Origin of the sequence: Paraburkholderia sp. 40, from assembly GCF_050434105.1 — a bacterium.
GTDB classification, from domain to species: domain Bacteria; phylum Pseudomonadota; class Gammaproteobacteria; order Burkholderiales; family Burkholderiaceae; genus Paraburkholderia; species Paraburkholderia tuberum.
This window is the reverse complement of sequence record NZ_JBNPVY010000004.1, coordinates 3,785,449-3,798,608: the sequence shown is the minus strand read 5'-3', so window position 1 is coordinate 3,798,608 and position 13,160 is coordinate 3,785,449. Positions and strand designations below refer to the sequence as shown.

Annotated in this window: 10 protein-coding genes; 2 read left to right on the top strand and 8 right to left on the bottom strand. The window is 65.0% G+C overall.

Annotation, left to right across the window (positions count from 1 at the left end; genetic code table 11):
* Positions 1 to 14 precede the first annotated feature (14 nt).
* The 8 genes from OKW28_RS39575 to OKW28_RS39540 all read right to left on the bottom strand — a co-directional run bounded on the left by OKW28_RS39575 (position 15) and on the right by OKW28_RS39540 (position 10,351).
* Positions 15 to 3,602, bottom strand: a complete 3,588-nt coding sequence (locus OKW28_RS39575) for an indolepyruvate ferredoxin oxidoreductase family protein (RefSeq protein ID WP_429453492.1) — start codon at positions 3,600 to 3,602, stop codon at positions 15 to 17.
* A 243-nt stretch (positions 3,603 to 3,845) separates the two neighbouring features.
* Entirely contained in the window at positions 3,846 to 4,823 is a 978-nt protein-coding gene (locus tag OKW28_RS39570; protein WP_429453490.1) for an ion channel, read from the bottom strand.
* Between the two features lie 235 nt (positions 4,824 to 5,058).
* Complete coding sequence (locus OKW28_RS39565; protein ID WP_090802738.1) at positions 5,059 to 5,304, bottom strand: hypothetical protein; 246 nt, start codon at positions 5,302 to 5,304, stop codon at positions 5,059 to 5,061.
* Positions 5,305 to 5,380: 76 nt separating this feature from the next.
* Entirely contained in the window at positions 5,381 to 5,611 is a 231-nt protein-coding gene (locus tag OKW28_RS39560) for a hypothetical protein (RefSeq protein ID WP_018419210.1), read from the bottom strand.
* 154 nt (positions 5,612 to 5,765) lie between these two features.
* A complete protein-coding gene (locus OKW28_RS39555) occupies positions 5,766 to 6,674 on the bottom strand; it encodes a carbohydrate kinase family protein (RefSeq protein ID WP_429453488.1) in 909 nt (302 codons plus the stop codon).
* Positions 6,671 to 7,972 (bottom strand): AGE family epimerase/isomerase, encoded by a 1,302-nt coding sequence (locus OKW28_RS39550; RefSeq protein WP_429453486.1) that lies wholly within the window; start codon positions 7,970 to 7,972, stop codon positions 6,671 to 6,673. Before OKW28_RS39550 ends, OKW28_RS39555 begins: the two co-directional genes overlap by 4 nt.
* Entirely contained in the window at positions 7,969 to 8,955 is a 987-nt protein-coding gene (locus tag OKW28_RS39545; RefSeq protein ID WP_429453484.1) for a LacI family DNA-binding transcriptional regulator, read from the bottom strand. The genes OKW28_RS39550 and OKW28_RS39545 overlap by 4 nt, the downstream gene beginning before the upstream one ends.
* 370 nt (positions 8,956 to 9,325) lie before the next feature.
* Entirely contained in the window at positions 9,326 to 10,351 is a 1,026-nt protein-coding gene (locus OKW28_RS39540) for a bile acid:sodium symporter family protein (protein ID WP_429453482.1), read from the bottom strand.
* Positions 10,352 to 10,904: 553 nt separating this feature from the next.
* Here OKW28_RS39540 and OKW28_RS39535 point away from each other — a divergent pair.
* Together OKW28_RS39535 and OKW28_RS39530 are read left to right on the top strand one after the other, a co-directional pair.
* Positions 10,905 to 11,441: a hypothetical protein gene (locus OKW28_RS39535; protein ID WP_429453480.1), complete on the top strand. Its 537-nt coding sequence runs from the start codon at positions 10,905 to 10,907 to the stop codon at positions 11,439 to 11,441.
* Positions 11,442 to 11,935: 494 nt separating this feature from the next.
* Complete coding sequence (locus OKW28_RS39530) at positions 11,936 to 13,021, top strand: porin (protein ID WP_429453478.1); 1,086 nt, start codon at positions 11,936 to 11,938, stop codon at positions 13,019 to 13,021.
* Positions 13,022 to 13,160: the final 139 nt, after the last annotated feature.

The following is a 13,160-nucleotide window of genomic DNA, read 5'->3' as shown; positions in this document are numbered from 1 at the left end:
GCGCAACGAACCACTTACTTCGCGACCACCACCGGAATGCCGCGCAACTGCCCGGCGCCCTTCATCTCCTCGAGCGACTTCTTCACCGCGACACCCGTCGCCGCATCGATGCCGAGGCGCGCGGCGAGGTCACGCTCACCACGCTTGACCCCCGCCAGATTCGCCAGCTTCACGTGCCCATACCCGCGCACGCGCGCATGCAGTTCAGCGAGTTTCGCGACGTCGTCGAAATGGCTCGCGTCGAGTTTCGCTAGCGCACGTTGCAGCGTGGCTTCGTAATCGCTCGCGAGCTCGCGCTCCATCTTGCGCTCGAGCGTGCGGCCGAACGGATCGAGCGCCGAGCCGCGCAGACCGCGCCATTTCGCGAGCAGGCCGAGCACGGGCCACATCCACTGACCATAGGTTTTCTTCGTCGGCACGGCGCCGGGCTGCGCGCGCGTGAGCGTCGGCGGCGCGAGGTTGAAGCGGATCGTGAAGTCCTTGCCGGCGACGCCCTCGAACTGCGCTTCGAGTGCATCGCGGAACGCGGCATCCGTATGCAGACGCGCAACTTCGTATTCATCCTTCACCGCGAGCAGCCGGTAGAACGTGCTCGCGACCGCGCGCGTCACGCGCTCGCTCGCCGCATCGACGGCGGCTTCCGCGCGCCGTGCCGCATCGACGAGCGAGCGATACCGCTTCACATAAGCCGCGCCGCCATACGCGAGCAGCCGTGCTTCGCGATGGGCGATCAGCTCGTCGAGCGTATCGACCCGCACGCTCGGCTTCGGTGCATGACGCGACTGCCACAGCAATTCGAGCGCGGCGGGATCAGCCGCGGCCATGCGCCCGATCGAGAACCCGAGCTGGTTCATCTGCACGGCGACGTTGTTCAGTTCGATCGCGCGCATCATCGCGGCGAACGACACCGGCACGAGACCGAGCTGCCACGCGAAACCGAGCATCAGAATGTTCGCGCCGATCGTATCGCCGAGAAAACGCGTTGCGAGCGCTTGCGCGTCGCACGTCGACATACGCTCTTCCCCGGCCGCGTGACGCATCTTGTCGATCAGCGCGTCGGCATGCAGCGTCGCATCCGGGTTCTGCACGAAGCTCGCGTTCGGAATCGCATGCGTGTTGACGACGATGCGCGTGCGGCCATGTCGCACCGTCTGCAGTGCGTCGGCACTCGCGCCGACCACCATGTCACAGGCGAGCAGCACGTCGGCCTGCTGCGTGTCGATGCGGACCTGGTTCAGCCATTCGTCGCGGGCGGCAAAGCGCACGAACGACAGCACCGCGCCGCCCTTCTGCGCGAAGCCCATGAAGTCGAGCACCGACGCGCTCTTGCCTTCGAGGTGCGCGGCCATGCTGATCAAGGCGCCGACCGTCACGACGCCGGTGCCGCCGACACCCGTGATGAGGATGTCGTACGGCGCGGCATCGAGTTGCGTCGCGGGAATCGGCAACGCGTTGACGTGCGTGGCGAGCGCCTGCGGATCGAACGCGTCGCCCGCGGCTTTTTTCAGCGTACCGCCTTCGACGGTGACGAAGCTCGGGCAAAAGCCGTTCACGCACGAGTAGTCCTTGTTGCACGACGACTGATCGATGCGGCGCTTGCGACCGAGCGCGGTTTCCACCGGTTCCACCGACAAACAGTTCGACTGCACGCCGCAATCGCCGCAGCCTTCGCAGACTTCCTCGTTGATGAAGAGCCGTTTGTTCGGGTCGGGGAACTCGCCCTTCTTGCGGCGCCGGCGTTTTTCGGCCGCGCAGGTCTGGTCGTAGATCAGCACGGTCACGCCGTCGGTGTCGCGCAACTGGCGCTGCACCGCGTCCATCTCGCTGCGATGGTGAAACGTCGTGCCCTGCGGAAACTGGCCGTGATGGCCGTCGTATTTCTCCGGCTCGTCGCTGACCACGACGAAGCGCGACACGCCTTCGGCTTCGACCTGTCGCGCGATCTGCGGCACCGAGATGCTGCCGTCGACTGGCTGGCCGCCCGTCATCGCGACCGCGTCGTTATAGAGGATCTTGTAGGTGATCGTCGCGTTCGCGGCGACCGCCTGGCGGATCGCGAGAATGCCGGAGTGAAAGTAGGTGCCGTCGCCGAGATTCTGGAATACGTGGCGGGTTTTCGTGAACATCGAATGCGCGGCCCAGTCGACGCCTTCGCCGCCCATCTGAATCAGCCCGGTCGTGTCGCGCTCCATCCACGACGCCATGAAATGACAGCCGATGCCCGCCTGCGCGATCGAGCCGTCCGGCACTTTCGTCGACGTGTTGTGCGGGCAGCCGGAGCAGAAGTATGGCGTGCGCTTCACGCTGTCCGCCGCGTTCGACAGGATCTGCGGCGCGACCAGATCGACGACGCGTTCACGGCGATCGAGCGCCGGCTTGTGCTTCGCGAGCCAGTTCGCGAACACCGGGAGAATGCGCGACGGCCGCAATTCGCCGAGCGACGACAGCAGCAACGTGCCATCTTCGGCGTGCTTGCCGATCACGACCGGTCGTGTGCCTTGTGTGCGGTTGTACAGATAGTCCTTGATCTGTTGCTCGATGACCGGGCCTTTCTCTTCGATCACGAGCAATTCGGACAGACCCGACACGAACGCGTCGATGCGCGTCATCTCCAGCGGAAACGACAGCCCGACCTTGTAGATGCGCACGCCGGCCGCGTCGAGATCGGCGACCGTCAGATCGAGCCGGCGCAGTGCTTCCATCAGATCGAGATGCGCCTTGCCGCAGGTGACGATGCCGACATTGGCGTGCGGGCTCGACGCGATCCATTTGTCGATGCCGTTCATGCGCGCAAACTGGCGCACCGCGTCGAGCTTCGCGTGCAGACGCGCTTCGATCGTCAGGCTCGGCAGATCGGGCCAGCGGTTGTGCAGACCGCCGGCTGGTGCTTCGAATTCCGGTGGCGGTGTCCATTCGGTTTGCAGCGCGTCGAGATCGACGGTCGAGCCCGATTCGACGGTCTCCGAAATGGCCTTGTAGCCGACCCACGCACCGGAGAAGCGCGACAACGCCCAGCCGTACAGGCCGAATTCGAGCATGTCCGCGATGTTCGACGGATTCACGACCGGCATATGCCAGCCGATCAGCGCGAAGTCGCTCTGATGCGGCATCGACGACGACACGCAGCCGTGATCGTCGCCCGCGACCACCAGCACGCCGCCGTGCGGCGACGAGCCGTACGCGTTGCCGTGCTTCAAGGCATCGCCCGCGCGGTCGACGCCCGGGCCTTTGCCGTACCACATCGCGAATACGCCATCGACGGTGCGCTCGGGATCGGCTTCGACGCGCTGCGTGCCGAGCACGGCGGTGCCGCCGAGTTCTTCGTTGATCGCGGGCAGAAAGCGGATGTCGCTCGCGGCAAGCAGTTTTTTCGCCTTCCACAACTGCTGATCGACCATGCCGAGCGGCGAGCCGCGATAGCCGCTGATGAAACCTGCGGTGTTCAGGTTGCGGGTCTTGTCGAGCACGCGCTGCATCAGCGCGAGGCGCACGAGCGCCTGAGTGCCGGTCAGAAAGATCCGTCCGCGCGTCGCGGTGAGATTGTCGGAAAGCTTGTAGTCGGCGAGTGCGGGCGTGCCGTCGATGGGCAGGCGAGCGGTCATGGGGGAGTCTCCAATGTTCTGGCTTCGCGCGCGGGCGGTGGGGTCACGGATGCCGCGCAGCGAAAGAGACTCTATTTTTTAGCGCTCGTGAGAGTGAATTATTTCTTCTTTAATCGGGCGTGCGCGAATGGGCGCGACGAGTCGCGCGTTTCGGCCCGCTTTTGAGCCGGATTTGCCACGCGGCGGCGCGCTTCGGGTATGCCCTGGGGTATCGTGAGGCGGCGAATGGGACGATGGCTATTGCTATTGCGCCGTGTTCGCCGCGATGTCCGGTTGGAGCGGTGCCGCATCGAGCGGCACGATTTCGTCGAAGTGCGCGTAGTCGATGTGGCTCACGCCGTCGCGCTCACTCATGATGTCGACGAACCGGTGCTGCCAGACGATCTGATCGCAGGTCCACATGTGGCGCGCCTGCATGGTTTGCGACGTCGATTCGTCGATGCCTTCGAGCGTGAGCAGCAGCGACACGTCGCGGCCTTTCAACGATTCGGCGTTTTCGCCGAACAGCGGACTCGCTTCGTCGATGATGTGCATCAGCGTCCAGCCGAGCTTGAAGACCGGGTGCTGGTCGCGCACCAGCGCGAGGTCATAGAGCTTGCGCAGCGTAAAGCCTTCGATCGAGGTCTCCAGACGCATGATGCGCAGCCGCGCGCGAGCCTCGGCGATCACGTTCTGACGCGCGTTGGCCGAGCGCACCATCAACGTCATGCGGCCGTCGATCGGCCGGATCACCGCGTAGCGCGCGAACATGATCTTCGCGTGCGGCCGCGAAAAGCGCGCGAAGATCAGTCCGGTCGCCAACGCGATGCTCGACATGCCGATGAAGATTTCGAGCGTCGCGATCCAGTGCGCATAGACGGTTTGCGGATGCATGTCGCCGTAGCCGACCGTCGCGAGGGTTTCGACGCTAAAGAAGAACGCGCCGCCGAAGCCCTTCGGAAACTGATTCGCGATCGGAGCGTCGCCGAGCATGTAGAGCATGGCGAACACGGTGTTGAGCAGCAGGAACAGCAGCGCGAGCGACACGAAGAACCCCGGCCAGCGCACGCCGAGCGCGCGGTGATACAGGTCTTGCCACAGCGGCGTCGGCATGCCGTGCGCGATCACCACGCGATCGTCGAGACGCATTTCGCGACTGCCGCGCGCGCGGCGCCTCGGCGCGCTCGCCTCGGTGTCGGTGTCGCCGAGCGTGGAAAAACGGTCTGACGGTTCGCTTGCCATCACGCGCTCGTGGGAATGAAGACGTGTACAGCGTAGCATGGCGCGTTGTGCGCGCTGCGCGAGTTTCCGCGCGGTGCGAAGGCGGCGCGGCGCGATGTATCGCCAGGGTGCGAGGTTGCGCGATGCCGTCGTTGAAATGCTTCCGGGCGCGTCCCGGATTTCAGGCTGGGTCAGGTCGCATCACGCGCGGCGAGCGGGTCGGGCGCAGCCGCGCGCCACACCCACCCACCCGCCGTCACGGAAACACGCGCGGCTTCGGAATTCCCGCGCCATGCTCGATATCGTCGACCGCCTGCCGATGCGCACTTTCCACCGCTTCGGCCTGCTCGGCATAACCCGCGTCGCCGCCGACCGTGGTCCACGCCTTGACGGCCTTCTCGCGATGACGGATTTCGTATTCCGCGTCCCAGCGCGCGCCACTGAGTTCGAGCGGACGAACGTGAATCGAATACACGCCGTATTGGAACAGCTGTTCAGCCATGATCGCCTCCAGCCGGTCGATCCGGCAGCGGCGCGCCGATGCGCGAGGACGCGCGACGCGCAGCCCCTGGTTCGGCCTACAGTTCGATTTCCCCGAGGATACGATGTGCGAGCGCTTTGGCTTCTTCGAGCGCTTCTCCCGGCGTCGACGACGTCGAGTCGACTTCGTAGAGCGTGGTTTCCTGATCGGCGCTGGGTTCGCCTTCGTCGCGCGCGAGGGTGACGACACCTTGCCAGGCGTCATGTGCGACTTCTCTTATCGACGCGGTGGCCGTGTAGAGCCCTTTGGTGTAGGTGACGTCCTCCATGGCCTCGCTCCTTTTCGCAAAGGTTTCGATGTTTTCATCCTAGCACGGCGTGGCGGGATCGGTTCCCGCCCTGAGGAGACTTCGGACCGCGCGACGTGCTCGACATCCGTTACGCTACGCGCGCCCCAGGGCAGCAGAATTACAGCGCCGCGTTTTATAGCAGCGCGACCACCTCGTCGAGCGTCGGCGCATGCGCGCCGGCGTGGCCGCAAGCCGCCGCGCCGGCCGCGAGCGCGAACGCGAGATGCTCGGGCCACCCGCGTTGCGGCGCGCTCATCAGGCTGAACAGCAGACCGCCGATCGACGCATCGCCCGCGCCGACCGTATCGACCACTTCGACGCGCGGCGGCTTCGCCTCGATCACCGCGGCGCCGTCGAGCAGCATCGCCGCTTCGGGGCCGCGCGTGACGAGCACGGTGGCGGCGGGATTCATCGCGCGCAATTGCGCGAGCGCGGCGGCTTCGTCGCTGGTCTTGAAGATCATGCGCAGGTCTTCGTCCGATACCTTGATCAGATGCGCGAGCGCGGCCATCTTACGCAGCGTCGGCTCGTAGCCGTGCTCCATCAGGTTGCGATAGTTCGGATCGAAGCTGATCTTCACGCCGTGCGAACGCAACTCGGCGGCGAGTTGCGCCAGTGTGTCGCCGAGCGGCTGACGCACGAGGCTGATGCAGCCGAAGTGCGCCCACTTCACCGCGTTCATCCAACCGGCGGGCAGCTTCGCCGGATCGAACGCGAGGTCGGCGCCGTTCTCGCCCATGAAGAAGTACGCGGGCGGATGCGTCTGATGCACGATCGCGAGCAGCGGCGGACGCTCGACGCGCTGCAGGAAGCGCATGTCGAGGCCGGCCGCGACGCTCGCGTCCCACAGCTCGTCGGAAAAGTTATCGACGCCGAGCGAGCCCGCGCACGCGGTCGGCAGGCCGAGCCGCGCGACGCAGCGCGCGGCGTTCCAGCCCGCGCCGCCCGGACGCGACAGCCAGTGCGATGCGCCGGTGCGCACGAGATCGGTCAGGATGTCGCCGGCGGATATGAAAACGGGGAGGTTGGTCGTCGCGCTCATTGTGCTTTCTCCGCGGAAGCCGCTGCGGCGGGAGCGGCTGATTCAGCCGCAGCGTTTTCGCCGAGCGCATGGGCGAGCACTTCGTAGCACGCGCCCATCGTGTGATAGTCGGTCTTGCCGGCCGGGCTCTTTTCGTCGCTGTACTTGCGGTTGTCGCAGGTGAGGATGCGATACCACGCGCCGTACTTGTGGTCCACGAAGTGCGTCCAGCTATAGCGCCAGATCTCGTCGTACCAGTCCCAGAAGCGTTCGTTGCCGGTGCGCTTGCCGAGCAGCGCGGCGGTCGCGAACGTTTCGGCCTGCACCCAGAAGTACTTGTCGTGATCGCACACGGTGCCATCGGGGCCAAAGCCATAGTAGAGGCCGCCGTGGTCTTCGTCCCACGCGTGCGTCATCGCGGCGTCGAACAGTTCGATCGCGCGCGGCAGCAGCCACGGCAGCGGACGGAAGCGTTCGAGAATCAGCAGCAGCTTCGCCCATTCGGTCTGATGACCGGGCTGGAAGCCCCACGGACGGAAAATGTTCGAGCTGTCCTCTTCGTTGTAGTGCCAGTCGACCGACCAGTCCGCGTGAAAGTGCTCCCACACGAGTCCTTGCGACAGCTTCGCCTGGCGCAGCGTGATATTCGACGCCACGCGCTCGGCGCGATCGAGATACACCAGATGACCGGTCGCTTCGTGCGCGGCGAGCAGCGCCTCGGTGGTATGCATGTTCGCGTTCTGCCCGCGATACGTGCTGACACGCCAGTCGGCCGACGCGTCGTCGGCATAGAGTCCGGCGGCGGCGTCCCAGAAGCGGTGCTCCATCAGCTCGAAGGTCGCGCCGATCATCGGCTTCGCTTCCTCGATGCCGGCCATCGCCGCGTGCGAGTACGCGAGCAGCACGAACGCGAGGCCGTAGCAGTGGCGCGTCGCGTCGAGCGTGCGCTGTTTGCCGTCGCGCCATTCGATTTCCCAGTCGTAGCCCTCGTGCTGCGAGTCCCAGTGCGCGTCGCGCAGAAAGCGCAGGCCGTGGCGCGTGTATTCGAGGTGCTTCGGGTCGCCGAACTGCCGGTACGCCATCGCGTAGTTGAACACGTAGCGGCAACTGCTGACCAGGTGGCGCGTGGTGCGGTTGTAGATCGAACCGTCGTCGCGCAAGAAGTGGTAGAAGCCGCCGCTCGGGTCGAGCACGTTCGGCGCGTAGAAGCGCAGCGTGCCCTCGATGTGCGTGAGCAGAAACTCGCGCTTGCGGAAGCTGGCGACCGGCGGCGCCTTCGCCGCGTCGGTGGAAAGTTGAAGCGGATCGGTTAGCGTCATGGCGTTTTCACCAAAGTACTGGCACGGGCAACGAGTTGAACGGGCAAGCGGACTTCGAGTTCGGCGGGCGAGTCTTCGAGCAGCAGTTCGACGCCGCGTCGGCCGAGCGCTTCCTTGTCGACCGCGATCGTCGATAGCGGCGGGGTAGCGTGGGCGGCGGCGGGGATGTCGTCGAAACCGATGATCGCGATGTCGTCGGGCACGCTGAAGCCGCGCGCGAGACACACGCGCAGCGCGGCAAGCGCGGCGGCGTCGTTGAACGCGAATACGGCGTCGGGGCGCGGGCCCGGCGTGTCGAGCAGGCGCTGCATCGCGCGCGCGGCGCCGGTGTCGGGATCGAGCCCGGAGTCGATGTTCACTTCGAGCGACGGATCGAACAGCAGCCCCGCTTCGAAGAACGCGCGCCGGTAGCCGAGCGCGCGCTCGGCGATGCTGAAGTGCGCGAGCGAGCCGCCGATGAATGCGACGCGCTTGCGCTGCTGCGCGAACAGATGGCGCATTGCGAGCGTGGCGCCGCCGGCGTTGTCGAGATTGACCGAGCGCAAGCCCGGCGACCATAGATCGATCAGCACCAGCGGGCGTTGCATCGCGACCAGCGTGGCGAGCGTTTCGGGCTCGACGAAGCCGGCGATCGCGACGGCGTCGGGCGCGTGCAGGCGCATCTGGTGAATCACGTCCTCGGTCGGCCCGGCAGTCAGCACTGACGGCACGATACCGCGCTCGCGGCACGCGTCTTCGACACCGTGCAGCACGTGCGAGAAGAACGGGCTCGCGGCGAAGTTGTTGTGCTGACGATGCAGCAGGAAAGTTAGCCGGCGGATGCGCGGACGCAGCTGCGCCGAGTCGTAGCCGAGCTGGCGCGCCGCTTCGACGACGCGTTCGCGCGTGGCCTCGGAAAGGCCCGGCTGATTCTTGAGCGCGCGCGACACGGTGCCGATCGAAACGCTGGCCGCGCGGGCGACGTCGCGGATGGTTGTGGCCATCGAATGAAGCTGCCGCGCGAGGCGAGGCAGCACGGGTTCAGGTCGGGCGATTGTATAGTAAAACGCAGCTAAAGCCGCCCGCAAAACGCCAGCATGACACAGGTAAATACCCGTATCGTATGGAGTTGTCGGAAATTAATGTGTTTAGTAAAACAGACTAAACAACCGGCGGGCCGCTGTTTTCGAGACGGTCCGAGAATCGTCCTATGCCATCCGGCCGAGGCGACAGCGAGAGCGTTTGCGCGTGAAATAACGACAAAGGCCAGTGAAGAGCCAAAAGAAAAGCCGCCCGAAGGCGGCTTGCTTCACACGATCAAAACGACGCTCAGGGAGGGCGCTTATGAATGTCCTGTTTGCATTGCGTGTGTTTTCAACGGCGCGCGACGGCGGCGGCGGTTCGCCGCGCCGCGGCATTGCTCTCGCCGCTGAGGTCGCGGGCGCCCCAGCGTTGCGCGAGCGCGGCGCAGACCATCAGCTGAATCTGGTGGAACAGCATCAGCGGCAGCACCACGGCGCCGACCGCATGCGACGCGAAGATCACCTTGGCCATCGGCACGCCGGCGGCGAGGCTTTTCTTCGAGCCGCAGAAGATGATCGTGATCTGGTCCGCGCGGTTGAAGCCGAGCCGCTTGCTCGCGAAGATCGTCACGGCCAGCGCGAGCGCGAGCAGCACGGCGCTTACCACGACGAGGCCGCCGAGCGCCGACAGCGGAATCGTGTGCCACAGGCCTTCGGTGACGGCCTCGCTGAACGCGCCGTAGACGACGAGCAGGATCGAGCCCTGGTCGACGAACTTCAGCACGCCGCGATTCTTCTCGATCCACTTGCCGATCAGCGGGCGCAGCAGTTGGCCGGCAACGAACGGCACGAGCAGTTGCAGCACTATGTTGCCGATCGTATGCCACGGCGACGCACCGCCGCTCGCGGCCTGATTCGTCACGACGACGCTGACGAGTGCTGGAGTGACGAAGATGCCGAGCAGGCTCGAGGCGGACGCGCTGCATACCGCGGCCGGCACGTTGCCCTTGGCAATGGACGTGAACGCGATCGACGACTGGACCGTCGACGGCAGCGTGCAGAGGAAGAGGACGCCGGCGTAGAGCGACGGCGTGACCAGCGGCGAAAGGACCGGTTTAAGCGCGAGGCCGAGCAGCGGAAACAGCGCGAACGTGCTCAGCAGCACCACGAGGTGAAGGCGCCAGTGCGTCGCGCCCGCAATGATCGCCTCGCGTGACAGCTTGGCGCCGTGCAGGAAGAACAGCAGGCCGACCGCGATGTTCGTCACCCAGTTGAACCCCACGGCGGCCTGTCCATGAACGGGCAGGAAGCTGGCGAGGATCACGGTGCCGACGAGGCACAGGGTGAAGTTATCGGGCAGGAATTTCGGGCGGGCCATATCGCAATCTCGATTCAATGACGCAGTGTAAGCATGGGACGGGTCTGTCAGGTGTGGTCCATGCCAATGGAAAACGGCTATTGTTGTCGAAAGCTGATTGAAAACGCAAATTCATTTGCCGAATCGATTAATGAAGTTTGCGCATTGACTCCCCAATCAGGCCGAGCCCACTCGTGCGACGCGCCAGGTTTCAGTATTCACGAGGTGCTTTCTCGCGACAAACCGTTTAACCATTGACGTTGCAAGCGGCGTTGATTTGCAACAAACGGTGCCCGCGGGCCAGGCGAAAACGCCGGCCGGCAAGCCGCCGAGGCGCGTCCGCACGAGGGCTACGGCGCGGAAAAACGTCGCAGTAACAGGGTGTTACATCCACCGACGAGACCTAACACTTTTTGGCTCGACACCCTCTGCCCCCGACCATAAATTACTCGTTCAAAGGCCGCAGGGATGCCCTGCGCCGCGACAGGAACGCGGCGCTTTTCTCCTCCCGCAACAGGTCCATCGCAGCTCGAACGGTGGATTTCAGGCAAGTCTTCGGGCGTGAGAGTCACAGGTGGACGGGTTGTCGAGAACGAGGCACTGGGCGTGGGGCGCGGTCATCGCCGTGCTGTGCTCGTTCGCCTATGCGAAGGGGCCGGGTGGGCCGCATGGCGGCGGTGCCGCCGCGGGCGGCGCTTATTCGCGCGACGCTGCCGGGCGCGTGCCGCGCATGGAGATGCGTGGCGAGGGCCGTTATGCCGGTGCGGGCGGCGCACCTGCTCCGCGCGGCTCGCGCAATGTGATGGCTGCTCGTGATGCACGCGCGCAGCGCGGCAACCCGAATATCGCGGACGCCAATTTCGGTTATGGCTTCGGCGGCTACAAGTCCGGCATGCGTCGTGTCGGCGATCCGTCCGGCTATGCGGGCGCGATCACGCCGGTCAGCGCGGAGTCGCGTCCGGTGCCGCATCCCCCGTCCAACATGCCGATACGCAACGGCTCGATCCGCGCCGACGTCGCCCGCTACAACGAAGAGCGTGGCGCAGCGCGCCCGATGCAACGCCCAGCCGACGATCCGCGTCAGTCGGGCGGTTCACCGTACCGGAATTAGCTGAGCGCGATTTCGCAAACCACCGCACCGCCCCAACCGCAGTCCCGAAACCCGTCTTCCAGATCCTTCCCGCGATCCCTCGCGCGGCTTCCTCCGCGCTGTAGCCCCAAATCTGACGTTTCGACGCCACACTTTTTTGAAAACACCCGGCATCGAAGTACCGGTCAGGGTCAAATCTTGGCATTCTGCCGCGTCGCGTCATCGGCCCGTCATTTAAGGCGTTCACGCACGCTGTGGCGCGCCGTTCGCCGCATGCCGCATTGCGTCCACGGGGCGGCGCCAGTCCGCTCTGAAGCGTCGTATCAAGCCGATAACCGACCAAACTAATCAGACCGATATACCCGCAATAAGCAGCGATATTTTTGTTTATAAAAATGGTCCGCAAAGATGGGACCCGCCCAGATTGACTCGACGATCGAACGGATAACAACAACGTTTCGCGCGAGCGCCCCCTTTCGCACAGCCACACCCTTTTGACAAAAATTGGAGAATCCATGAACACAAGCCTCAGCAGCGCGCTGAAGACTACTCTCAAGGCCACCGCATGCGTCGCCGCGCTGGCGGGCGCGTCGTCGGCGTTCGCGCAATCGAGCGTGCAGCTCTACGGCCAGGTCGACGAATGGGTCGGCTCGCAGAAGTTTCCGGGCGGCCAGACCGCGGTGGTCGTGTCGGGCGGCGGCATGTCGACGTCGTACTGGGGCTTCAAGGGGACCGAGGATCTCGGCAACGGCTACACGGCGATCTTCACTATCGAAGGCTTCTTCCGCGCGCAAACCGGCGAGTACGGCCGCTTCACCGGCGACACGACGTTCTCGCGCAATGCGTACGTCGGCATCGAATCGCCGTACGGCACGGTGACCGCCGGCCGTCTGACCACGCCGCTGTTCGTGTCGACGATCCTGTTCAACCCGTTCGTCGATTCGTACGTGTTCTCGCCGATGGTCTATCACACGTACCTCGGCCTCGGCACCTTCCCGACCTACACGACCGACCAGGGCGTGACCGGCGACTCCGGTTGGAACAACGCGGTGTCGTACTCGACGCCGAACTTCAGCGGTCTGTCGGCGACGGCGATGTACGCGCTCGGCAACACGACCCAGAACGGCGCTAAGAAGTGGAGCGGCCAGGTGCTGTACTTCCACGGGCCGTTCGCGGCGACCGCGGTGTACCAGTACGTGAACTTCAACAACGTGCCGGGCGACCTCGGCAGCTTCGAAACGTCGGGCGTGCCGGGTCTGCGCAGCCAGAGCGTCGCGCAGGCGGGCGTGTCGTACGACCTGAAGTTCGTCAAGCTGTACGGCCAGTACATGTACACGTACAACGACCAGCAGGTCACGAGCTGGCACGTCAACACGGGACAGGGCGGCGTCACGGTGCCGTTCGGGCCGGGCACGGTGATGGCGTCGTATGCGTATTCGCGTAACGGCGGCGGTTCGAACCAGACGCGCCAGACGGCGGCGGTCGGCTACGACTATCCGCTGTCCAAGCGCACTGATGTCTATGCCGCGTACCTGTATGACCACATCACCGGTCAGTCGAGCGGCAATACATATGGCGCGGGGTTGCGCGCGAAGTTCTGATCTCGGCCCACGGTGTCACCGCAAAGCCCGCGTTCCGCCCGGAACGCGGGCTTTGTCGTGTGCGCGCCAGCATGGGCGCACTCCTGGAGGTGCAAGTCCTCCCATAAGCTGACCACAGCGAATGAAGTGAAGCGCAACT

What these genes read in the sequence shown, in the direction of transcription:
- OKW28_RS39555 (WP_429453488.1), bottom strand. Translation starts at nt 6,674, where the DNA reads ATGAGCGCGACGACCAACCTCCCCGTTTTCATATCCGCCGGCGACATC.
- OKW28_RS39570 (WP_429453490.1), bottom strand. Translation starts at nt 4,823, where the DNA reads ATGGCAAGCGAACCGTCAGACCGTTTTTCCACGCTCGGCGACACCGAC.
- OKW28_RS39540 (WP_429453482.1), bottom strand. Translation starts at nt 10,351, where the DNA reads ATGGCCCGCCCGAAATTCCTGCCCGATAACTTCACCCTGTGCCTCGTC.
- OKW28_RS39565 (WP_090802738.1), bottom strand. Translation starts at nt 5,304, where the DNA reads ATGGCTGAACAGCTGTTCCAATACGGCGTGTATTCGATTCACGTTCGT.
- OKW28_RS39550 (WP_429453486.1), bottom strand. Translation starts at nt 7,972, where the DNA reads ATGACGCTAACCGATCCGCTTCAACTTTCCACCGACGCGGCGAAGGCG.
- OKW28_RS39545 (WP_429453484.1), bottom strand. Translation starts at nt 8,955, where the DNA reads ATGGCCACAACCATCCGCGACGTCGCCCGCGCGGCCAGCGTTTCGATC.
- OKW28_RS39560 (WP_018419210.1), bottom strand. Translation starts at nt 5,611, where the DNA reads ATGGAGGACGTCACCTACACCAAAGGGCTCTACACGGCCACCGCGTCG.
- OKW28_RS39575 (WP_429453492.1), bottom strand. Translation starts at nt 3,602, where the DNA reads ATGACCGCTCGCCTGCCCATCGACGGCACGCCCGCACTCGCCGACTAC.
- OKW28_RS39530 (WP_429453478.1), top strand. Translation starts at nt 11,936, where the DNA reads ATGAACACAAGCCTCAGCAGCGCGCTGAAGACTACTCTCAAGGCCACC.